Source organism: Streptomyces endocoffeicus (assembly GCF_016741935.1).
GTDB lineage: Bacteria > Actinomycetota > Actinomycetes > Streptomycetales > Streptomycetaceae > Streptomyces > Streptomyces endocoffeicus.
Window position 1 is genome coordinate 14,619 of sequence record NZ_JAERRG010000041.1, and the last position, 21,489, is coordinate 36,107.

At 70.8% G+C, this 21,489-nt stretch carries 18 protein-coding genes, 1 pseudogene and 1 riboswitch; of the genes and pseudogenes, 12 read left to right on the forward strand and 7 right to left on the reverse strand.

The genetic code is table 11. The features are described 5' to 3' along the window. The first annotated feature begins 252 nt into the window (after window positions 1-252). From JK364_RS48125 to JK364_RS48170, 11 genes are all read left to right on the forward strand, one after another. Window positions 253-1,359 carry an LLM class flavin-dependent oxidoreductase gene (locus tag JK364_RS48125; RefSeq protein ID WP_201857788.1) on the forward strand — a complete coding sequence of 369 codons (1,107 nt, stop codon included), beginning with the start codon at window positions 253-255 and terminating at the stop codon, window positions 1,357-1,359. Further along, window positions 1,356-2,756 (forward strand): NtaA/DmoA family FMN-dependent monooxygenase, encoded by a 1,401-nt coding sequence (locus JK364_RS48130; RefSeq protein ID WP_201857789.1) that lies wholly within the window; start codon window positions 1,356-1,358, stop codon window positions 2,754-2,756. Before JK364_RS48125 ends, JK364_RS48130 begins: the two co-directional genes overlap by 4 nt. Before the next feature lie 104 nt (window positions 2,757-2,860). After that, entirely contained in the window at window positions 2,861-3,784 is a 924-nt protein-coding gene (locus tag JK364_RS48135; protein WP_201857790.1) for an LLM class F420-dependent oxidoreductase, read from the forward strand. 67 nt (window positions 3,785-3,851) lie between these two features. Next, window positions 3,852-4,676 carry a DUF1684 domain-containing protein gene (locus JK364_RS48140; protein WP_201857791.1) on the forward strand — a complete coding sequence of 275 codons (825 nt, stop codon included), beginning with the start codon at window positions 3,852-3,854 and terminating at the stop codon, window positions 4,674-4,676. Window positions 4,677-4,764: 88 nt separating this feature from the next. Then, a riboswitch (SAM riboswitch) is annotated at window positions 4,765-4,877 on the forward strand. A gap of 34 nt (window positions 4,878-4,911) precedes the next feature. After that, window positions 4,912-5,028 carry a putative leader peptide gene (locus tag JK364_RS58315; RefSeq protein ID WP_372462084.1) on the forward strand — a complete coding sequence of 39 codons (117 nt, stop codon included), beginning with the start codon at window positions 4,912-4,914 and terminating at the stop codon, window positions 5,026-5,028. A 247-nt stretch (window positions 5,029-5,275) separates the two neighbouring features. Further along, on the forward strand, window positions 5,276-6,895 hold the full coding sequence (locus tag JK364_RS48145) for an ABC transporter substrate-binding protein (RefSeq protein WP_201857792.1): 1,620 nt from the start codon (window positions 5,276-5,278) through the stop codon (window positions 6,893-6,895). 3 nt (window positions 6,896-6,898) lie between these two features. After that, a complete protein-coding gene (locus JK364_RS48150; protein ID WP_201857793.1) occupies window positions 6,899-7,858 on the forward strand; it encodes an ABC transporter permease in 960 nt (319 codons plus the stop codon). Next, window positions 7,855-8,778, forward strand: a complete 924-nt coding sequence (locus JK364_RS48155) for an ABC transporter permease (RefSeq protein ID WP_201857794.1) — start codon at window positions 7,855-7,857, stop codon at window positions 8,776-8,778. The genes JK364_RS48150 and JK364_RS48155 overlap by 4 nt, the downstream gene beginning before the upstream one ends. Beyond that, the gene (locus tag JK364_RS48160) at window positions 8,775-10,451 is read left to right on the forward strand and encodes a dipeptide ABC transporter ATP-binding protein (RefSeq protein WP_201857795.1); all 1,677 of its coding nucleotides are present in this window, start codon (window positions 8,775-8,777) and stop codon (window positions 10,449-10,451) included. Before JK364_RS48155 ends, JK364_RS48160 begins: the two co-directional genes overlap by 4 nt. A 13-nt stretch (window positions 10,452-10,464) precedes the next feature. Next, complete coding sequence (locus tag JK364_RS48165) at window positions 10,465-11,517, forward strand: LLM class flavin-dependent oxidoreductase (RefSeq protein WP_201857796.1); 1,053 nt, start codon at window positions 10,465-10,467, stop codon at window positions 11,515-11,517. A 32-nt stretch (window positions 11,518-11,549) separates the two neighbouring features. Further along, entirely contained in the window at window positions 11,550-11,996 is a 447-nt protein-coding gene (locus JK364_RS48170; RefSeq protein ID WP_201857797.1) for a hypothetical protein, read from the forward strand. 127 nt (window positions 11,997-12,123) lie between these two features. Here the strand turns inward: JK364_RS48170 and JK364_RS48175 are convergent, their stop codons facing one another. Further along, complete coding sequence (locus JK364_RS48175) at window positions 12,124-12,972, reverse strand: helix-turn-helix domain-containing protein (RefSeq protein WP_201857798.1); 849 nt, start codon at window positions 12,970-12,972, stop codon at window positions 12,124-12,126. A gap of 151 nt (window positions 12,973-13,123) precedes the next feature. Between JK364_RS48175 and JK364_RS48180 the strand changes: the two genes are divergently transcribed. Continuing rightward, a complete protein-coding gene (locus JK364_RS48180) occupies window positions 13,124-13,729 on the forward strand; it encodes an NADPH-dependent FMN reductase (protein WP_201857799.1) in 606 nt (201 codons plus the stop codon). A gap of 425 nt (window positions 13,730-14,154) precedes the next feature. Here JK364_RS48180 and JK364_RS48185 read toward each other — a convergent pair. From JK364_RS48185 to JK364_RS48210, 6 genes and pseudogenes are all read right to left on the reverse strand, one after another. Further along, window positions 14,155-14,406: pseudogene (locus JK364_RS48185) on the reverse strand (hypothetical protein); the annotation flags it as partial. A 99-nt stretch (window positions 14,407-14,505) separates the two neighbouring features. Next, window positions 14,506-16,218 carry a dipeptide ABC transporter ATP-binding protein gene (locus tag JK364_RS48190; protein WP_201857800.1) on the reverse strand — a complete coding sequence of 571 codons (1,713 nt, stop codon included), beginning with the start codon at window positions 16,216-16,218 and terminating at the stop codon, window positions 14,506-14,508. Then, window positions 16,215-17,090, reverse strand: a complete 876-nt coding sequence (locus JK364_RS48195; protein WP_201857801.1) for an ABC transporter permease — start codon at window positions 17,088-17,090, stop codon at window positions 16,215-16,217. The genes JK364_RS48190 and JK364_RS48195 overlap by 4 nt, the downstream gene beginning before the upstream one ends. An 11-nt stretch (window positions 17,091-17,101) precedes the next feature. Then, on the reverse strand, window positions 17,102-18,061 hold the full coding sequence (locus JK364_RS48200; RefSeq protein WP_307841633.1) for an ABC transporter permease: 960 nt from the start codon (window positions 18,059-18,061) through the stop codon (window positions 17,102-17,104). Between the two features lie 66 nt (window positions 18,062-18,127). Continuing rightward, window positions 18,128-19,843: an ABC transporter substrate-binding protein gene (locus JK364_RS48205; protein WP_201857802.1), complete on the reverse strand. Its 1,716-nt coding sequence runs from the start codon at window positions 19,841-19,843 to the stop codon at window positions 18,128-18,130. A 62-nt stretch (window positions 19,844-19,905) separates the two neighbouring features. Continuing rightward, a complete protein-coding gene (locus tag JK364_RS48210) occupies window positions 19,906-21,030 on the reverse strand; it encodes an LLM class flavin-dependent oxidoreductase (protein ID WP_201857803.1) in 1,125 nt (374 codons plus the stop codon). Window positions 21,031-21,489: the final 459 nt, after the last annotated feature.

Genomic DNA, 21,489 nt, shown 5'->3' on the forward strand with positions numbered 1-21,489 from the left:
CACGGGGGCGGGCGACGTACGTTGAACGGAAAAGTTCCTGACATGTGGAGGCTTTGATGCACGTACTGGGCGCGGCACCGCGCGGTGCGTGCACCGGTGCGCGGCTCATCACCCGGCGGCATGTCGACTACTGCCGTACCTCCTCCGCCGTCTGTCCTTCCGGACACGCCTGACCCCTGCCGGCCGTCCCGTCGGCTGTCTCGTCGTGGCCCTGTGGCCGCGAGTCCTCGTGTTTCCCGGAAGGAACGTCCATTGTCCGGCCCCGCCCTGCACCTCGCCGTCGAGATCGACGGTGACGGCGCCCATCCCGCGGCCTGGCGCCGCGCCGCCCACTCCCCCGATCAGCTGCTCACACCGCGCCGGGTGGCCGGGCTCGCCGCCGTGGCCGAGAACGCCGGGTTCACCCTGATCACCCTGAATGACGGCGTGCTGCCGCCCGGTGCCGCGCCGGGTCCCCTGGCCCGTATCGGCGCGGTGGAGCGGGCGGCGTTCGCCGCGGCGTCCACGAGCACGATCGGGATCGCGCCCGTCGTCCCGGTCACGTACGCCGAACCCTTCCATGTCTCCAGCCAGTTGGCGTCCCTGGACCATATCTCCGCCGGTCGCGCCGGGTGGGTGGTGACGGAGGAGGAGCGTCCCGAGGCGGCACGTGCCTGGGGGCGGCCGCTGATCGCCGACGCCGCCGCGCGGGCCCGGGAGTCCCGGGACGGCGTGGAGGTGGCCCGCGCCCTGTGGGACTCCTGGGAGGACGACGCGGTCATCCGGTCCGTGGCCACCAGCCGCTACCTCGACCGTGAGCGGCTGCACTACATCGACTTCACGGGCGAGACCTATGCCGTCAAGGGCCCGGCGATCGTGCCGCGCCCGCCTCAGGGGCAGCTTGTCGTCCTGGGCCGGCCGGACCGGGTTCCCGCCGCACAGCTCGACGTCGCTCTCGTCGAGGGGCGCGACCTCGCGTCGGTCGCCACGGCCGCTGCTGCCGCGGGCACGCCCCGCGTCGTCGCCGAGGTCGAGGTGGCGCTGGACACCCCGGACGCCACGGCCGCCGAGCGCGTCGCCGACCTGGAACAGCACACGGCGTGGAGTGACCGGGGGTGGCTGCGGCACGTCGGCTCGGCGGATCAACTGGTCGCACTGCTGGCCGAGTTGATCCGTCACGTCGACGGCGTACGGCTGCACCCGCTGGTGCTGGACGAGGATCTGCCCGTCCTCTCCCGCCTCGTACTGCCGGCCCTGTCCGAGCGGCGCCTCGTCGCCCGCCCGCTGCCCGGTACGTCCCTGCGCTCGACCCTGGGTCTGGAGCGCCCCGCCAATCGCTTCGCAGCCGCTGCCGTGGCCGCCCAGGAGGACGCCCGATGACCCGCACCGACCCCCTCGACGTCCCCCGGCCCCACGCCCAGCTGCACTTCGGAGTGTTCTTCCAGGGCGTCAACCACTGGACCATCTGGTCGGCCCCCGACAGCGGCTCCCAGATCGACCCGGCCTCCTTCCGCCGGGTCGCCCAGACCGCCGAACGGGGCCTGTTCGACGCGTTCTTCCTCGGTGAGGGCCTGCGGCTGCGCGAGGTGGACGGAAAGATCCACGATCTCGACGTGGCCGGACGGCCGGACGCCATCACCCAGCTCGCGGCCCTGGCCGCGGTCACCCGCCGGATCGGTCTGGTCTCCACCTCCAACTCCACCTTCAACGAGCCCACCGACCTCGCCCGCCGCCTCTCCGGCCTCGACCTGCTCTCCGAGGGCCGCGCCGGCTGGAACGTGGTGACCACGGACAACGCCTGGACCGGCGCGAACTTCCGCCGCGGCGGCTACCTCGACCACGCCGACCGCTACAGCCGCGCCGAGGAGTTCCTCACCGTGGCCCGCGCGCTCTGGGACGGCTGGAAGGACGGAGCAATCGCCGACTCCGCGGGGGCACGGGAATGGTCGGCGCCCGGTGCCGTACACCAAGTACGGCACCGCGGACCGCAGTTCGACGTCGACCTCGTCCCGACCCTGCCGCGCAGCGCTCAGGGGCACCCCGTGATCTTCCAGGCCGGTGACTCCGGTGAGGGACGCGACCTCGCCGCCCGCAACGCCGACGTCATCTTCTCCGCGCACGGCAACGACTTCGACGACGCACTCGCCTTCGCCGAGGACATCCGCACCCGCCTGCGCGCCGCCGGCCGGCCCGGCGACGACCTGCGGATCCTGCCCGGCACCGAGATCATCATCGGCGCCACCGAGGAGGAGGCCCAGGAGAAGAAGCACTGGCTCCGGCTCCAACAGGTCACACCGGCCACGGCCTTGGGGATCGCCGGTCTGCTGTGGGGCATCGACCTGTCCGACCACGACGCCGACGGGCCGCTCCCCAAGGAGGATCCGGTCGTTTCCGAGAACGACGGCTCCTTCGGCGCCCGGCGCATCGCAGACCCGCGCGCGGTCGTGGCCGAATGGCGGGCCAAGGCGGAGGCACACGGCTGGTCGCTGCGCGAGACCGTCATCGCGCTCGGCCCGCAGCGCGGGCACGTCGGCACTCCGTCCGGCCTGGCCGACAAGTTCGCCCACTTCGTGCGGCACGGCGCGGTCGACGGCTTCAACGTCACGCCGTACCTCATCCCCGACGGCCTCGACGACATCGTCGACCTGCTCGTCCCGGAACTGCAGGAACGCGGGATCTACCGCACCGAGTACACCGGCACCACCCTGCGCGAGAACCTCGGCCTGCGCGCACCCCTCACGCACCGGTCCGCGCGGGACCGACGGCAGGTGGGCTGAGCACCGGGATGCCCCTTCCACTCAGGACTGAGTACACATGACTGACAAGAAGCTGTCACAGACGGACCGGAATGCGGGTTCGACCGACACCCGTTCTTACTGGCATGACTGTTGGAGTAGCGCTCAACGCGTCCGACGCACAGAACCAGGTCGATGCCACCGTGCAGTTGGCCCAGGAGGCCGCGGCCGCCGGTCTTCGGTCGGCCTGGTTCGGGCAGACCTTCGGCGCGGACTCACCCCAGCTCGCGGCGATCGTCGGGCGGGAAGTGCCCGGACTGCAGGTCGGCACCTCCGCGATCCCCGTCTTCGGCCGCCACCCGCTGCTGGTCTCCAGCCAGGCCCAGACCGCCCAGGCCGCGACCCACGGCCGCTACCACCTCGGTCTGGCCCTGGGCACGAAACTGCTGACGGAGACCGGCTTCGGCCTGCCCTTCGAACGCCCCATCGCCCGTCTGCGTGAATTCCTCACCGCCCTGCGGCAGTTGACCGAGACCGGCACGGCCGACTTCCACGGTGAGCTGCTCACCGCCACCACCCCGATCCCGGCGCGCGTACCGGGCGCCGAGAACGGCGTCCCCGTGCTGGTCGCCGCGATGGGGCCGCAGGCGCTCCGGGTCAGCGGTGAGCTCGCGGACGGGATCCTGCCCTACCTGGCGGGACCGCGCGCCCTGTCGGAGCACATCGTTCCCGCCCTGACCGCCGCGGCCAAGGCCGCCGGCCGCCCCGCGCCCAGGATCGTGGCCCTGGTGCCCGGCGTGGTCACCGACGACGTGGACGCGGTGCGGGCCAAGGCCACCGAGAACCTCGAGTTCTACGAACAGATCCCGTCCTACGCCCGGGTCATCGAACTCTCCGGCGGCCGGCGGGCCGCCGATCTGGCCGTGATCGGCGACGAGAAGACCGTCGAGGCCGAGGTACGTCGTTACCGCGACGCCGGCGCCACCGAGGTCGTGTTCTCGGGCACCGAGATCGCGGGAGAAGCGGACCGCCGACGCACCTGGCGACTCCTCGGCGAACTGGCCCGCTGAGCACGCCGTCGAACCGACGGCCCGACCGGCCCCCCGACCCCCTGCCTCCCTTGACGAAGGAGAACCCATGACCACCGAGGGCACCACGACCGACTTCCATGCCTTCACCGAGAACTGGATGGAGTGGTACCGCGCCCAGGAGGCCCGGCTCGCCGACCCGCACGGGTTCCTGGCGATCACCGGCCTGCACTGGCTCGACGACCGGCCGCAGCGCTTCCCCGACGCGCCCGGTGCGTGGCGCACCGGCCCCGACGGGGTCGTCGTAGACCTCGACGACGGCGAGGAACTGGTCGTCGACGGAACGCAGGTGCACGGTGAACACCGCTTCGGCGTGCTTCCCGAACGTGGCGGCGTCGACGCCGTCTGGGGAGACGCCGTCATCGAGGTCGCCAGGCGCGGCGGGCACGACATCGTGCGCCCCCGGCACCCGGACGCGCCGCTGCGCACGGCCTTCACCGGCACACCCGCCTACGCCCCCGATCCGCGCTGGGCTGTGACGGGCCGCTACATCCCCTTCGACACTCCACGACCGACCACCGTGGGCGCCGCGGTCGAGGGCCTTGAGCATGTGTACGACGCTCCGGGGAGGATCGAGTTCGAGCTGGACGGGCGCCCCCTGTCGCTGACCACGTTCCCCGGCCATGGTGCGGGCCGACTGATGGTGCTGTTCACCGACGAGACCTCCGGGGTCACCACCTACGCCGCCAACCGGGCCCTCGCCCTGGAGCCGCCCGCCGCCGACGGTACGGTCGTCCTGGACTTCAACCGCGCCGCGAACCTGCCGTGCGCCTACACGGACCTGGCCACCTGCCCGCTGCCCCCGGCCGAGAACCGCCTGCAGGTGGCGATCGAGACGGGTCAGAAGATCCCCCGCGAGCGCGGCGGATCCTGAGCCGGACCCGGCGCCGGTCCGACTGCCCCTGCAGGGCGTCGCTTCCCGGCATTGACGTACGACAAGAGCCCTCCGTACGATCACGAACGGCATTGAGTGTCAGCGTCAAGCCCTGGCTCGCTGACCGGCAACCCTCCCGCGCGGTGGGGTGCTCCAGGTGAAAGCCCGGCGGGACCACCGACGATCCCGCAAGCGCGTGGCCCCGTGACCGGGGCCGGAGATGTGGAGGCCCGGTATGCGGTTCGGTGGTGAACTCAGTGCCTCCTACGCCGTCGCCACGGTGTTCTCCCGGCTCTCGCGCCGGCGCCACATCGATCTGAAGCGCTCGGCCAGCTGCCTCTGTCAGGCCTGACGCGCTTCCCCACCACCGGTCGACGTCCGGTACCGGTCGTCGCGGCATTGGTCTGATGCTCATCCCTATTCCAGCTGCTCCCCCTTTCCAGCTGGTTGCCTTCCAGCTGATCCCCATTCCCAAGCTGATCCCTGTCTGAACAGCGCTCCCCCGCCACCGGCGTCGCGCCGGCCGGGGCCGCACGCCCATGCGCGGCCGTTGCTCGTATGGCACCCCGTGCCTGGTGACCTGAGTAGGAGAAACCTCCGTGACAGCACATCCGGATTTCAGAGCCCCCCGTTGGGCGGCGCTCACCGCCCTTCTCACCACCAGCGTGCTGCTGACCGCCTGCGGGTCGGGCACCGACGGCTCCGGCAGCGGCAGCAACAAGCCGAAGTCCGGCGGCGCCCTGACCTTCGCGGTGAGTTCGGACGCCGGCTGCGTGGATCCGCAGCAGGTCGCCAGCAACGAGACCATCTACTCGGTGCGCCAGATCGTGGACTCCCTGACGGACCAGGACCCCAGGACCGGGAAGATCGTGCCGTGGCTGGCGAAGAGCTGGGACATCAGCTCCGACACGACGACGTTCACCTTCCATCTGAGGTCGGGTGTCACCTTCAGCGACGGGTCGAAGCTCACCGCACAGGTGGTCAAGGACAACTTCGACGCGGTGCCGAAGCTCGGCGCCCTCGGTGTCCTGGCCCAGGGCTACCTGAGCGGTGTCAAGAGCACCGCCGTGGTCGACCCGCTCACCATCAGGGTGACCTTCAAGGAGCCCAACGCCCAGTTCCTGCAGGCCACTTCGACGCACTCGCTGGGGATCGAGTCGTCGGCGAGTGTGAAGAAGACCCCGCAGCAGAAGTGCAGTGACGGGATCGTCGGGTCCGGGCCCTTCGTGCTGAAGCAGTACGTGCAGAACCAGTCGCTCACCTTCGCCAAGCGCCCCGGGTACGCCTGGGGTTCCTCGCGGTGGAGCAAGAAGGGCGAGGCGTACCTGGACAAGCTGGTGTTCAAGGTCGTACCGGAGGCGGGGGTACGGGCCGGCAGTCTCCAGTCCGGCCAGGTGGACGCCATCAGCAGCGTGGGCAAGGCCAACGAGGCCGCGCTCAAGGGCGGCCAGGTCACTCTCCTGCGGCGGGCCAACCCCGGCGTCGTGTTCGGTTTCGGGCTCAACAACTCGCGGCCGGCCCTGAGGGACGCCAGGGTGCGCCAGGCGATCCTGTTCGCCATCGATCGGCAGCAGATCGCCGACACCGTGTTCCCCACCGGCACCCGGGGGGCGACCAGCGTCCTCGCGCACACCACGCCCGACTACACCAGTCTTGCCCCAGACCTGGCCTTCGACGCGGCCAAGGCGAAGTCCCTGCTGGACTCCGCCGGTTGGAAGGCCGACAGCGACGGCATCCGCACGAAGGGGGGCAAGAAGCTCAGTCTGACCATCGACTGGATCCCCAACGCGGGAACCAACCAGCCCGCGTTGGAACTCATCGAGCAGCAACTCAAGGCCGTCGGCGTCGAGGTGACCCTCAAGCAGCTCCAGCCCACTCAGCTGGCACCAACGCTGCAGGCAGGAAACTACGACGTGGCCTGGACGAACATCACCCGTGCCGACCCGGACATCCTGCGCAGCTCCTTCTCCACCAAGCTCGCCAACTTCTACCGCGTGCCGGCGAGCAGCCTGGACACGGCGCTGACCGCGCAGGCCGCGACCACGGACACGGCCAAGCGCGCGCAACTGGTCGGCCAGGCACAGAAGTTGATCGTGCAGAACGCCTACAACGTCCCGGTCGTGGAGCTCCAGACCCAGCTCGGAGTCTCGAAGAAGGTGCACGACCTGAACTTCGACGCCTCCAGCCGGATCCAGCTGCACGACACCTGGATCGGCTAGCCCGTGCGCCGCTATGTGATCAAACGGCTCGCCCAAGCGGCAGGAGTGCTGTGGGCGGCCTACACCGTCTCGTTCCTGGTGCTGGACTACCTGCCGGGCGACCCGGTCACGGCGATGGCCAGTGCCGGAATGGACTCGGGACAGGTCGACCCGAAGCAGATCGCCGCCCTGCGGCACGAGTACGGCTTCGACAAGCCGGTGCTGGTGCAGTACGCCGAGTACCTCGGCCGGGCCGTGCGCGGGGACTTCGGCGACTCGGTGTCCACCGGCCGCCCGGTCACCTCGACGCTGGCCGACGCGCTGCCGCAGACCCTGCAGTTGACCGGGGCAGCCCTGTTGCTCGCGGTGCTCCTCGGTGGTGGTCTGGCGGTGCTGGCGACCTACACCGCTCAGCGCTGGCTGCGGCAGCTGCTGCTGTCTCTGCCGCCGCTGGGGGTGTCCGTCCCGACGTTCTGGGTGGGGCTGCTGCTCGTCGAGACGTTCTCCTTCCGGCTGCACTGGTTCCCCGCGTTCGGCAACGACGGCCTGAAGGGGCTGGTGCTGCCGGCCCTGACGCTGGCGGTCCCGACCGGCGCGCAGGTCGCCCAGGTGCTCGCCAAGAGCCTGCTCACCGCACTGGACCAGGCGTATGTGGAGACCGCGCGGGCCAAGGGCGCCAACCGGTGGCGGGTCCATCTGCGGCACGCCCTGCGCAACGCCTCCCTCCCGGCGCTGACGGTCGTCGGCCTGCTGGTGGGGCAGCTGATCGCCGGTTCGGTGGTCGTCGAGACGGTGTTCTCCCGCGACGGCCTCGGCCGCGTCACCGCGGCGGCGGTCACGGCCCAGGACATCCCGCTGGTCCAAGGGGTGGTGGTGTTCGGGGCGCTGATCTTCGTGACGACGAACCTGGTCATCGACCTGGTCTATCCGCTCCTGGACCCGCGGATCGTGGTGGCCTCGGACAGAAGGGCGGCACTCGCATGAGCCAGAACCTCATCGACGACCCGGCCGAGGCGGCGCTGGGACTGGCCCGCCCTGTCGAGGCGGGCGCGGGGCCGGAGCCGGCACGCCGCGTGGATGTACGGCGGCTGCTGCGCTTCGTGGTGCACCGCCCGGGTCTGCTGCTGTCGGTCGTCGTCCTCGTGCTGGTGGTGCTGGCCTCGTTCTGGCCCGGCCTGTTCACCTCGCAGGACCCGCTGAAGGGCGTGCCGTCGCAGAACTTCCGCGGCCCGAGCGGCAGTCACTGGTTCGGCACCGACGAGCTGGGCCGCGATGTGTTCTCGCGGGTCGTCCATGGCGCCCAGCTGTCCCTGAAGGCCACGCTGATCGCGGTGCTGGTGGCGTTCGTGGTCGGCGGGCTGCTCGGGGTGGTCGCCGGGTTCGTGGGCCGCTGGGTGGACGACGTGCTGATGCGCTTCGTCGACGTGCTGCTGTCCATCCCCGCGCTGTTCCTGTCCCTGGCCCTGGTCACCGCGCTGGGATACGGCACGGTGAAGGTGGCGGTCGCGGTCGGCATCGCCAGCGTCGCCGCGTTCGCGCGGGTGGCGCGCGCGGAGGTGCTGCGGGTGCGGCAGGCGGTGTTCGTGGAGGCGTCGCGCGCGAGCGGGGCCCGCTGGTACTCGGTGCTGGGCCGGCACGTGCTGCCGGGCGCGGCGGGCCCGGTGGTCGTCCTGGCCACCCTGGACTTCGGCGCCTCCATCCTGGCTGTGTCGGCGTTGAGCTTCCTCGGCTACGGGGCGCCCCCGCCGGCCCCGGAGTGGGGCACGTTGATCTCCGACGGCCGCAACTACCTCGCCAACGCCTGGTGGCTGACCGCACTGCCCGGGCTGGCGATCGCCGCGACCGTGCTGGCCACCAACCGCATCGCCCGGGCGCTGGACGGCGAATGGTCCCGGCAGCGATGACCGACGAACGTGAGAACGGTGAGGACGTGACCACACCACTGCTGGAGATACGCGGCCTGTCGGTGTCGTACCGCACCCGGGGCGGCACGGTCGAGGCCGTCCGGGGCGTGGACCTCGACGTGTGGCCGGGACAGGTGACTGCGGTGGTCGGCGAGTCCGGCTCCGGCAAGAGCACGACCGCACACGCCATCACCCGGCTCCTGTCGGCGAACGGCCGTATCGACGCGGGCACGGTCGGCTTCGGCCGGCACGACCTCGCCACCCTGTCGGAGGCGGAACTGCGCACCGTACGCGGAGCACGGATCGGACTGGTCCCCCAGGACCCGACCGTCTCCCTCAACCCGGTCAAGCGGATCGGCGACCAGGTCGCCGAGGTGCTGCGCATCCATGGTCTGGCGACCCGCCGCTCGGCCCCCGCCGAGGCGATCGCCATCCTGGACCGGGCCGGACTCCCCGACGCGACCGTCCGGGCCCGGCAGTATCCGCACGAACTGTCCGGCGGCATGCGGCAACGCGCCCTGATCGCCATCGCCATCGCAGCGAAGCCCGAACTGATCATCGCCGACGAGCCCACCAGCGCACTCGACGTCACCGTCCAGCGGGTCATCCTCGACCATCTCCAGCGCCTCACCGAGGAGTCGGGCACCGCGATCCTGCTCGTGACCCACGACCTCGGGGTCGCCGCCGACCGGGCACAGCGGCTGGTGGTGATGTCCCAGGGCAAGGTCGTCGAGGCGGGCTCCACCCGAGACATCCTGGCCGATCCGCGGGACGACTACACCCGGCACCTGCTGGCCAGTGCCCCGAGCCTGACCGCCGCCCGGCCCCGCACCCCGGTCTCCATCCCCGAGGCCCGGACGGCTCCCCTGGTCGAAGTGCGCAACCTGGTCAAGGAGTTCAGGCTGCCCCGCACCGGGGACGGTCCTCGCACCCTGCGCGCCGTCGACGACGTCAGCCTCACCCTCCACCAGGGCCGGACCCTCGCCCTGGTCGGCGAGTCGGGCTCGGGCAAGTCCACCACCGCCCGCCTGGTGCTCCGCCTCGCCGACGCGACCGCCGGGCAGATCCTGTTCAACGGCACCGACGTCACCACCGCCAAGGGCGCCCAGGCCAGGCAGTTGCGCCGCCGCGCCCAGCTCGTCTACCAGAACCCGTACGCCTCGCTCAACCCACGCTTCTCCATCGGCGAGGTGATCACCGAGCCGCTGCGCGCCTTCAAGGTCGGCGACCGCGCCTCCCGGCTCGCCCGGGCCCGAGAACTGCTCGACCGGGTGGCGCTTCCCACCGCCACACTGGAGCGCCGGCCGGCGGAGCTGTCCGGCGGACAGCGGCAGCGCGTGGCGATCGCTCGCGCCCTCGCCCTCTCCCCCGACCTGGTGGTCTGCGACGAGCCGGTCTCCGCCCTCGACGTGTCCGTGCAGGCCCAGGTCCTGGACCTGCTCGCAGAGTTGCAGGCCGACACGGGGGTGGCCTACCTCTTCATCTCGCACGACCTGGCCGTCGTACGGCAGATCGCGCACCAGGTCGCCGTCATGCGGGCCGGCCGCGTCGTCGAGACAGGCCCGCCGGAGGAACTGTTCACCCGCCCCCGCCACGACTACACCCGCGAACTGCTCGCGGCGATCCCCGGAGGCCGTGTCCCCACTCCCGCCGCCGAGACCACCGCGAGCTGAGGAGCACGATCACATGACCGCGCCCACCATTACCTCATTGGCCTTTCTCACCCCGGGCAACTTCGCCGACGACGACCCGTACACCGGTCTGGAGGAGACACTCCAACTCTTCGAGTACGGCGAGCGGTTGGGTTTCGACGGCGCCTGGATCCGTCAGCGCCACCTGGAACACGGCGTCGGCTCGGCCGCCGTGTTCCTCGCCGCGGCAGGCCAGCGCACCGAGCGGATCGAGCTGGGGACCGCCGTCATCCCCATCGGGTACGAGAGCCCGTTCCGCCTGGCCGAGGACCTCGCGCTGGCAGACGTACTGTCCCGCGGCCGCCTCCAGGTCGGCTTCAGCACCGGCATGCCGCACGCCGAACTGCTCGGCGACCTGGTGTACGACGGGGACTGGCGCGGCTTCGACCTGTCGTACGGCAGGATCGCCCGGCTCCTCGACAACCTGCGCGGCGACTACCTCGGCGGCCCGGACACGGTGATCCACTCGCCCGGCAACATCCAGCGCCCGCGCCTGCAGCCGCACAACCCCGGTCTGGCGCAGCGCATCTGGTACGGCGGAGGCAGCCTGCGCTCAGTCCGCTGGGCCGCCGAGAACGGTCTCAACCTGCTGTCCGGCAACATCGTCACCGGCGAGGACACCGACGACTTCACCACCGCCCAGCTGAACCTGCTGACCGAGTACCGCCGCACGCTGTCCGCGAAGGACGCGGACCGTCCGGCGCGCGTGGCGCTGGGCCGGGTGATCGTGCCCTTTGACAGCGCCGACGCGGCCGGCCGGGCCCGCTACCGCGCCTACGCGGCCGGCCGCCACGAACGGACCCTGGCACCCCAGGGCCCGAAACACACCCTCTTCGCCCCCGACGTGGTGGGAACCGCCGAGCAGATCCTCGAACAACTGGCCGCCGATCCCGTCTTCGCGCAGGTGTCCGAAATGCGTCTGGAGCTGCCGTACGAGTTCCACCGGGAGGAGTACGAACAGATCCTGCACGACGTACGACACCTGATCGCACCCGAGTTGGGCTGGCGCCCCGCCTCCCGGACGACACAGGAGGCAGCGGTCCGATGAGCCCCCTTCCAGAACCAGCCGTGCGGCTGTAGGTGCACACCCGGGAGCCGTTCGCCGAAGGCCACCACTTCGCCGGCACGGGTGCGTACGAGGTACTCACCGCCACGGCCCACTACGCCGTCGTCCCCGAAGCGCCGGCCCACCGCCCGATCCCCGACCTCGACATCGCGCCGCGCGACAGCAGCGGCCGGGTGCGCTTCAGCGGTGACGTCGTCATCCTGCGGCCGGTCGACGGCGGGCGCCGACGGCTGTTCTTCGACTGGGGCCATCGGGGCAACAAGCGCGCCGTGCAGTATTTCTGCGCCGCCCGCACACCAACCGGACCGGGACGCTCACCGACGCAGGCACCGGCTACCTGTTTCGCCACGGATAGCCGGTCGTCTTCGGTGCCTGGCGGGGCGATCTGCTGCCGGGCAACGGGCGGCTGTTGCTCGACCTGCCTGTGGCGACGTGGGGCGACGAACCCGTACCGGGGTTGACGACCGCCGACGAGGTGGGTGGGCTCGGGCTCGCGCCCGCTCGCCACACGGAACCCGCCGCCTCCTCTTCCGGACCGGTCAACCGGCGGCGGAGAACGGCGCGTTGGGCGCAGGGATCGACGGTCGCTCAGACCGCCCGAAGGGCGCCTGGGCAGCGGCCGGTGAGGCGGTCGGGTGCGGCGGCGCTCGCGTCGTCGACCGGCAGGTGGACGACGAGCTGCTGGTCGTCGTCGGCGGGCAGGCCGAGCGTTTCGTACGCCAGCCGTACCTCCCCCACCTGCGGGTGGACCATGCGCATCACCCCGTTCGCCCGCGGCAGCCCCGGCAGCGACCTCAGCCGGCCGGCGAACGGTTCCCCGGAGGACACCGTCAACTCGTCCATCAGTGTGCCGATATGGACGTCGGTCTGCCCCGGCCCCTGCTTGAGGGCCGCGACCTGCTCGTCGGCGACCGTGTCCCAGTCCGGGTAGGCCGTACGCGCCCGCGGGTCGGTGAAGACGAAGCGGGCGAGGCTGGGCCGGACACCGTCCAGCAGTCCGAGCGGTTCGGCGAGCCGCCGGTACCCGTCCGTGCAGGCCAGGATCTCGCTCAGCCGGTTCACCAGCACGGCGGGCGCCGGTTCCAACCGCTCCAGCAGCGCCCGCACCGTGGGCCTGACCGCCCTGTTCGGTCCCGCCCCGCCCCGGCAGCTGAAGCCGGGGTCGGCGCCCTTGGCAAGCCGGTGCAGATGGACCCGTTCACCGGGGGTGAGCAGCAGCGCGTCCGCCAGGGCCGCCAGCACCTGCACCGAGGGCCTGCGGTCCCGCCCCTGCTCCAGTCTGATGACGTACTCGACACTCACCCCGGCAAGCGTCGCCAGTTCCGCGCGGCGCAGTCCCGGCGTACGGCGGCGCGGCCCGGCGGACAGTCCCACCTCAGCCGGTGTGACGGCTTCCCGGCGCAGCCGCAGGAACAAGCCGAGCTCGTTGTCGCTCATCCCTTGAACGTAACACCGGCCGCTCCGGCGGATCATGGCCCTGTCATTACCACCCTCCGCCCGGCCTCCCTCGTCCGCCACCCGCCCGGCACCGTGGAGCGCACGCCCCGGCCTGGGGCAGCCCCAACCCCTCCGGAGGAGAAGCACAATCATGTCCAGCTCACGACTGAATCTCGCAGTGATCGTCGGCAGTGTCCGGGAGGGCCGCTTCGGCCCGGTGGTGGCCAACTGGTTCGTCGAAGTGGCCAAGCGCCAGGACGAGTTCACGATCGACCTGATCGATCTGGCGGACGTCGACCTCCCGCTCGCACTGCCGCCCACACCGCCGGCCCTGCAGCCCGACCTACCGCGCCCCGAGGGCATGGCCGAACTGACCCGGCGGCTCGACGCCGCCGACGCGGTCGTCATCGTGACGCCCGACTACAACCGCAGCTTCCCGGCGTCCCTCAAGGCCGCCATCGACTGGCACTACACCCAGTGGAAGGCCAAGCCGATCGGCTTCGTCGGCTACAGCGGCCTCAGCGGCGGTCTGCTGGCGATCGAGCAACTGCGGCAGGTCTTCAACGAGTTGCACGCCCACACCGTGCGCGACTACGTCGCCTTTCCCAGCTACTACCGCCTCTTCTCCCCCGACGGCACGCTCCGGGACCCGCAGGGTCCCGAGGACGCCGCCAGAGCCATGCTCGATCAGCTGCTCTGGTGGGGCTCGGTCCTCCACGACGCCCGCCGCGACCGCCCGCACATCGCGAACCGGTAGCCCTCCCCGGCCTCGGCCGACAGCCCTCGCCCCGGCCACGCCCTGCCCGCCCGCTACAAGGCGGCGACCGAGGGCTTGCCGAAAGCGCGAGGTGAGGGCATGACCGCGCGGGCATCACAGTGCCACCGCTACGTGGTCGCTCCCGCCAAGTCAACGAGGCCCGCGCCGGACGCAGCGCCGCCTTCGACCCCCTTGGGTCTCCCTCTGGCCGACCTCGGCGAAGCCCCGGGCCTCACGGTCATCGAGGCGCCCCGGGAACGCCTTGACCAGGTCCGGGCCGAACTGCCGGTTCTGCGGCACCGCCGTTACACGGTGGCCAGAGGCCGAGCGCATGCGAACAGCATCGCCGCCTTCTCCGACAGGAAACCGCCGCACGCGCTACGGGCAACTGCTCGGTACCGGTGCCGGGTTGGCGGCCCACGGTGTCAGAGGGCCGTGCGTCCGATCGGCGGACGGCCTGAGCAGAATCCGGTGAGCGGCGGGCCCTCGCCGTTGAGCAGGAAGTCGCCGACCGCTCGGGCCTTGTACGCGGCAGGGTTGTGGCCGGCCAGGGTGCGGGCGTCGGGCCAGTGGCGGTCGAAGTCGTGCTCACGTGACGTGGCCGACGCGCCGCCCACATCGAAGATCCCCTCCGTGGCGCGTAGAGCCGCCGGGGATACGGACGCCCGCGCGACCTGGTGATCGCCTCGCGCAGGGCGGCGTCGTCAGCCTGACCGCCTCCAGGGGGCGCCGGGTGCGCGGCAGCCGATTCCGCCCCGCACCGTCGGCGCACGGTGTCACGCCTGGTGTGCGATCAACGTGCCGACCCGCTCTTCTCCGCTCGCGCCGGCGCCGGTGAACCCGGCTCCCGGAACGGCCTCCAGCAGTTCCCGGGTGTACTCGTGCCGAGGCGAGCGGAGCACCTGCTCGACCGGGCCCGTCTCGACCACGACGCCGCCCCGCATCACCGTGACGTCGTCGGCGATCAGGCGTACGACCCCGAGGTCGTGGGTCACGAACACGTAGCTGAGTCCGAACTCGGCCTGCAGATCGACCAGCAGCTGCAGGATCTGTGCCTGGACCGACACATCGAGCGCGCTCACGGCCTCGTCGAGCACGAGGATCCCGGGGTTGAGCGCGAGCGCCCGGGCGATCGCGACCCGCTGCCGCTGACCGCCGGAGAGCTCGCTGGGGAGCCGGTGCAGATGGCTCTCGCCCAGTGCCACGGCCCTGAGCAACTCGACTACCCGGGCCGTCCGTTCCCGTTTTCCGGTCGCCAGTTTGAAGGCCCGCAGCGGCTCGGCGACGAGTCTGCCGACCGTGAACCGCGGATCGAGCGAGGTGAACGGGTTCTGGAAAACGAACTGCAGGTCCCGGCGGATCTCCCGCAGTTGTCTGCGGCCCAGGCCGGTCAGTTCCCGGTCGCCGATGTGCACCGTGCCGCTGTCAGCGGCGGTGAACTGGACCAGGATGCTCGCCAGCGTCGACTTGCCCGCGCCGGACTCACCGACGATCGCGTGCGTGGTGCCCTTGCGCACGACCAGGTCGACGCCGTCCAGCGCCCGCAAGTGCCGCCGCTGGCCCCGGCCGCCGCGCAGGTGGTAGCTCTTGGTGAGGGCGCGCGCCCGCAGGGCCGGCGGGCTGTCGGTGGGGACCGTCCGCAGGCCTGAGGTCGGCTCGAGCCGGCCGGCGTGCCGCGCGGGGGCCGCGTCGAGGAGTCGGCGGGTGTAGTCGTGGGTGGTGTTCTCCAGCACCTGGCGTACCGGGCCCTCGTCCACGATCCGGCCGTCCTGCATGACCAGGATCCGGTCCGAGCGGTCCAGTGCGACGCCGAGGTCGTGGGTGATCAGGAGAATGCCGATGCCGAGTTCCTCGCGCAGCCGCGCCAGGTGGTCGAGGATCACTTTCTGGACGGTGACGTCGAGCGCGCTGGTTGGTTCGTCGGCCACGATGATCTTCGGCTTGCCCGCCAGCGCGATCGCGATGAGCGCGCGCTGCTTCATGCCGCCGCTGAGCTCGTGGGGGTACTGGTGGAAGATCCGCTCGGCGTCCTTGAGGCCCGCGGTGCGCAGGCTCTCCAGCGCGGCTTCCCTGTGCTGTGCCGCGGTGCGGGCCTCCGGCGCGTTGAACCGGACCGCCTCGATCACCTGCTGCCCGATCTTCTTGACCGGGTTGAGCGAGGTATTGGGGTCCTGGGGGATGAAGCCCACGTAGTTGCCCCGCACCCGTGCCATGCGCTGGTCGCTCCAGCCGGTGACGTCGACACCGGAGTACGCGATCGAGCCGGCCCGGATCCGCGCGGCGGGCGGAAGCAGGCCGAGCGCGCCTTGGACCAGGGTGGTCTTGCCCGATCCGGACTCCCCGACGAGCGAGACGAACTCGCCCGGGTCCACGTGGAGATCCGTGCCGTGGACGGCCGGTGTCCACCGGCGGCGCCTCGTCCGGTAGTCGATCGCGAGGTCGGCGATCCGCAGCAGCGGGTCCTGCTTCTCCTCGGGCACGTCCGTCATCGGCGGTGTTCCTTCCGGTACGAGGTGCTGATGCGGTGGGTGGCGATGACGACGAGCGCGAGCGCCAGGCCGGGCATGATCGAGGGCCATGGGTGGGTCGCGACGTAGTCGCGGCCCTCGGCCACCAGCAGGCCCCACTCCGGCTGCGGCGGCGGTGCGCCGTAGCCGAGGAAGCCGAGCGAGGCGACCGCGAGCACAGCCGTTCCGACCTCGAGCGCGGCCAGCGCGATCACTGAGTTGAGCGAGTTGGGCACGACATGCCGGAGCAGGACGGCCGGCCGGCCTCCCCCGAGGCCGTACGCCGCCTTGACGTAGTCCTGGTTCACGACGGTGAGCACCTCCGCTCTCATCACCCGCGCGAACGACGCGATGGAGGAGATGCCGACCGCCAGGGCGATATTCTGGGTGGAGTAGCCCAGGACCGAGACCACCACCATCGCGAGCAGCAGGCTGGGGATCGCCAGGAACACATCGACCAGTCGCATGACGGCGGTGTCGACGATCCCTCCGCTGAAGCCGGCGATCAGCCCGACGACCGTGCCGATGCCGAAGGCGATGAGGACCGCCAGCAGGGTCGCGGTCAGGGTGGTGTGCGCGCCGTACACCGTGCGGGCGAACAGGTCCCGGCCCAGCCGGTCGGTGCCGAACCAGTGCTCCGCGCTCGGTGGTGCGAAGCTCGCGGCGCTGTCGCCGCCATAGGGGCTGTGGGAGGTGAACAGCCGGGGGGCGACGGCCCAGCCGATCACGACCAGCGCAGTGATCCACGAGGCCACCAGGACCGGCTGCTGCGCGAGTTCACCGAGGCGTCTGAGCGACGCGCGGCCGGAACCGGGCCGGGCGGGCGCGGCGAGGGTGTCCAGTTCGACGGTCATCACATTCCTCCTCAGGCCGCCCGGGGTGAGCCGACGGTGAGCGTGGCCCGCAGTCGCGGATCCAGCAGCGGGTAGATCAGGTCGACGATCAGGTTGATCACCGCGAAGCTGGCCGCCACGAGGACGACGACCCCCTGCACCAGCGGGACGTCCAGCGTGTTGATCGCGGCCTGGGTCATCCGGCCGATGCCCTGACGGGCGAAGACGGTCTCGGTGATGACCGACCCGGCGATCAGGTTGCCGAAGGTGATGCCGGCGATGGTGAGCGCCGGCAGGCTGGCGTTGCGGAAGACGTCACGGACGACGATGACGCCGCGGGTGGCCCCCTTCGCCCAGCTCGTCGTGACGTAGCCGGAGCGGAACTCGGTGGCGAAGCTGCGGACGAGGAGCTGCGCGATCGGCCCCGACACCGGGATGGCCAGTGTGATCACGGGCAGCACGAGGCTCTTCGCGCCGCGGTCGCCGTAGGCCGGGAACCAGCCCAGCTGGAATGAGAAGACCTGCAGCATGAGAATGCCGGAGAGGAAGACCGGCACCGAGACCGCGCCCGACGGCAGCGCCTCGACCAGGTTGCGCACCCATGTCCGGCGGGTCGAGGTCGCGATGAGCGCGATCGCGAAGGCGATGAGCAGGGCCAGCAGCAGAGCGTCGGACGCGAGGACGAGAGTGCTCGGCAGCACGTCGAGGATCGTCGCGGTGACCGAGCGGCCCGACTGCACGGAGTTGCCGAAGTCGCCGGTCAGCGCGTGTCCCAGGCGGAGGAGGTACTGCAGGAACACCGGTTTGTTGAAGCCGTAGCTGTCCGCCGCCTGCTCGCGGACCTCCGGTGTGATGGTGTTGAGCTCGGCTGGGTCGAAGAGCAGATCCACCGGGTTGGCCGGCAGGACGAACAGCAGCACGAAGGTCAGGGTGAACGCGGCCCAGACCACGAACAGGGCCCGTCCGACCTTCAGCGCGAGGTAGCGCAGCACGAAGATCCTTCCATCAGGGAGTGCGAGTGGTCGCCGCACCCCTCGGGGCACGGCGACCACGGGGCGTCACTTCCCGTTGCCCTTCCAGGCGTTCACGAAGTGGTTGCGGGACTGGGCGTCGAAGATGATCCCGTGGACGTACTTCGCCTGGGCGATCACCTGCGAGGGGTTGTAGACCGGGTTCACCAGCGCGTACTTGTCCAGCAGGAGGTCCTGCGCCGCCTTGGCGTACTGCTTGCGCTCGGCCGGGTCCAGGGTGAGCTCCAGCCGGCCCAGGGTCTTGGTGACCTCGTCGACGTCGACGCCGGTCGAATCCTCGCCCAGGTAGGAGCCGTTGCCGAGCAGCGGGCTGTACAGGAGGTTGAGGACCGCCGGGTCGTTGCGCGAGCGGTTGGCCGCGGTGATGTTCCAGTCGGTCTTGGCCTTGGCCAGGTTGGCCGTGTAGTCCGGGATCGGGACGACGGTGAGCTGCAGGTCGATGCCGATCTTCTTCAGGTCCTGCTGGACCGACTCGTAGGCCGGCTTGTTCACCACCAGGTTGTTGATGCCCAGCAGCTTGACCACGAGCTTCTTGCCGTCCTTCACCCGGATCCCGTCCGGGCCCTGCTTCCAGCCGGCCTTCTCCAGGAGCTGCTCGGCCTTCTTCGGGTCGTACGTCAGGACCGAGCCGCTGTAGTCCGCGTATCCGGAGACCGACGGCCCGAGGACCGAGGTCGCCACCGAGTAGGAGTCGGTGAGCACCGTCTTCTTGAGCGCCTCCCGGTTCCAGCCGAGCTGGATCGCCTTGCGCACCGCGATGTCATTGGTCGGGAACAACCCGGAGTTGAAGTTGAAGAAGATGGCGGTGCCGGACACCGCCCGGTGGGTGATCTCGAAGCCCTGGTCGGCCAGTGACTTCTCATCCGTGGTGCCCACGTCGAGCGTGGCGTCGAGCTCGCCGGACTCCAGCGAGCCGGTCCGGACGCTGGCCTCCGGGATCGTGTTGAACACGATCTTGTTCAGATACGCCTCGCCCTGGTGCTTGAGCGCCGGCGGGGACCAGTTGTAGCCCTTGCGCTTGACCAGGACGGTACTGTCCTGCGCCTTCCACGACTGGTACACGAACGGGCCGGTGCCGATCACCTTCTTCGGGTCCGTCCGCTGCTTGGCGCTCAGCTTCAGCGTGGAGAGCGACAGGAAGCCGGGCTGGGCGTTCGCGGTGAAGGACGAGGCCTGGAGGAAACTCGCGAGGGGCTTCTTGAAGCGGATGACGGCGGTGTACTTGTCGGGGGTGCGCGTCTCGATGTAACCGGGCAGCAGGGTGGCGCCGTTGGGGAGGATGCCGAGCTTCTGGTCGCCGTGCACGTACTGATCGAAGTTGGCCTTGACCACGGCGGAGTCGAACGGCGTGCCGTCGCTGAAGGTGACATCCGTGCGCAGGTGGAACGTGAACTCGGTCAGGTCCTTGTTGTACTTCCACGACTTCGCCAGCCATGGCGTGATCTCGCCGGTGTCCGGGTCCTGCCAGGTCAGCTTGTCGGTGATGTTGTTGCCGATCAGTGACTCGGCGTAGTTGGTGCCCCATTGCGGGTCCGGGCTGCGCTGGTAGTCGATCAGCGCGAACTGCAAGGTGCCGCCGCGGACGGGTTTGCCGTCGCCGGCGGCCTGGTCACCGGAGCCTCCACCGCGGGTGAGGGCGAAGGCGCTCACGGCGATGAGGAGTACGGCGACGACACCGGCGGCCCAGGGCCACTTCTTACGTCTGGGCGCGGCGCGTTCGATGGAACTGCGAAGGTCGGACATCGATTTTCCTCGTGACGAATGGACGGGTGACAGCGGGGTCGGCGTGGGGGTGGGACGTTGGCTCACGAGTCCTGGAGGGGACGCCAGCCGAGCAGCGGCGCGACCTCCCGGGCCGTGGTGGCGAGCAGGCGGAGGTGCTCGTCGTACTCGGGGACACCGGGGACGAAACTGACGAGCAGATCGGTGACGTGGGCGAGGGACGGGTCGGCGGCGAGGGACTCGGCGACTGCCTCGGGCGGCCCGAGCAGTGACCGGTCGCGCTCCAGGTACTCCTGGACGCCGAGCTCGGCGACGTCACGGCGTTGGGCAGCCCATGACTGCCAGCGGCGCACACCGGGTGTGACCGCGCGGATCGCACTGGCCCGGTCGGGGTGGGGATAGACCGCGCGCGAGATCTGCACGCGCGGCTCGTGCCCCGCCCCGGCCGCGGCCTCGCGGTACGCGGCGACGATGTCCGCCTGCCGCCGGGCGGTCTGCCGGCCGGGCCAGTCGCCGGCCCGGGAGAACTGCAGCCCGTCGCCGGCCCTGGCTGCGGCAACGGCCGCGTCGACGGCCCGCGTCGGCTCACTTGTGGTCGCCTGCCACAGCCGCTGCCGCACACCGGCACCCGGTGGGTGAAGCACCTCCCCGGCGCTGTTGACCGGTCGTCCTTCGAGGATCCCGTGCAGCCTCGCCACGCTCTCGTCGAAGAGCCGGTACCGGTCCTCGATGCTGCGGCCGAATGCCTCCCAGGCGGTCGGGAACGGACCTGAGCCGACACCGAGTTCGAGCCGCCCACCGCTGAGCTCGTCGAGCAGGGCCGCGTCCTCGGCGACGGTCAAGGGGTCCGCGAGCGGCAGGACGAGCACGCCGGTGCCCAGCCGGATCCGGGTGGTGTGCTCGGCGATCGCGGCCAGCAGGACGAGCGGGGCGGAGACATGCTCGTTCCCCTGGCGGAAGTGACGGTGGATGACCCAGCCCGAGTCGTAACCGAGTCGCTCGGCGGCCACGAACAGGTCGATGGCCTGGCGGTACGCCGCGGCAGGGGTGAGGTCGGAGTCGAGGTGGAGCAGGAAGCCGAGCCGGAAGGGCCGGCCGTCCGCCACTCCGGCTCCGACCACGCCCGCCGTCTCGGTCACGGGCACCGGTCCCGTGGTCGCCGTGCTGGTCGATGCCTCGGTCGGGGATGTCATGGACGCCTTGCTCATGGTGCTCCTTCGGGACGTCGGCGACCGCCACCGGGCATGGGGTGCGGCGCGTCGACGCGCCCGCGGCCGGGGTCGACCGTGGGGGCGGTGGGATGTGGGGTGGTGTGGGTCTTCCACCGGATCGCGGCGGAACGGATCACGACAGGTGCGTCCGCGGGGGCCGGTGGTCAGCCCACCGTCCGCTTCGACGCTGTCGTCAGGGGAGAAGTACCGCCGGCCGATCCGCCGGGACCATGGCCGCGCCGGTACTCAAGACGGAGCGGACGATCGAAGACCGGTCGTCCGGGGTGTGGATCACGCCACGCGGGTCGTCAACACCGCGCGCTGGAAACCCTGAGCAGGTCGACACAGCGCTCGCTGGTCAGCAGAGGGTCCAGGAGGCTCATGGGGACTGAGTCTGTGGTGGACCGGTATTCCTTGTCAAGCAGTGTCTTGAACTGCGAACACCCGTGCCTGGCT

Coding starts and splice junctions, on each gene's coding strand:
- JK364_RS48130 (WP_201857789.1), top strand. CDS start 1,356: ATGACCCGCACCGACCCCCTCGACGTCCCCCGGCCCCACGCCCAGCTG.
- JK364_RS48135 (WP_201857790.1), top strand. CDS start 2,861: ATGACTGTTGGAGTAGCGCTCAACGCGTCCGACGCACAGAACCAGGTC.
- JK364_RS48140 (WP_201857791.1), top strand. CDS start 3,852: ATGACCACCGAGGGCACCACGACCGACTTCCATGCCTTCACCGAGAAC.
- JK364_RS58315 (WP_372462084.1), top strand. CDS start 4,912: ATGCGGTTCGGTGGTGAACTCAGTGCCTCCTACGCCGTCGCCACGGTG.
- JK364_RS48155 (WP_201857794.1), top strand. CDS start 7,855: ATGAGCCAGAACCTCATCGACGACCCGGCCGAGGCGGCGCTGGGACTG.
- JK364_RS48160 (WP_201857795.1), top strand. CDS start 8,775: ATGACCGACGAACGTGAGAACGGTGAGGACGTGACCACACCACTGCTG.
- JK364_RS48165 (WP_201857796.1), top strand. CDS start 10,465: ATGACCGCGCCCACCATTACCTCATTGGCCTTTCTCACCCCGGGCAAC.
- JK364_RS48175 (WP_201857798.1), bottom strand. CDS start 12,972: ATGAGCGACAACGAGCTCGGCTTGTTCCTGCGGCTGCGCCGGGAAGCC.
- JK364_RS48180 (WP_201857799.1), top strand. CDS start 13,124: ATGTCCAGCTCACGACTGAATCTCGCAGTGATCGTCGGCAGTGTCCGG.
- JK364_RS48190 (WP_201857800.1), bottom strand. CDS start 16,218: ATGACGGACGTGCCCGAGGAGAAGCAGGACCCGCTGCTGCGGATCGCC.
- JK364_RS48195 (WP_201857801.1), bottom strand. CDS start 17,090: ATGACCGTCGAACTGGACACCCTCGCCGCGCCCGCCCGGCCCGGTTCC.
- JK364_RS48205 (WP_201857802.1), bottom strand. CDS start 19,843: ATGTCCGACCTTCGCAGTTCCATCGAACGCGCCGCGCCCAGACGTAAG.
- JK364_RS48210 (WP_201857803.1), bottom strand. CDS start 21,030: ATGAGCAAGGCGTCCATGACATCCCCGACCGAGGCATCGACCAGCACG.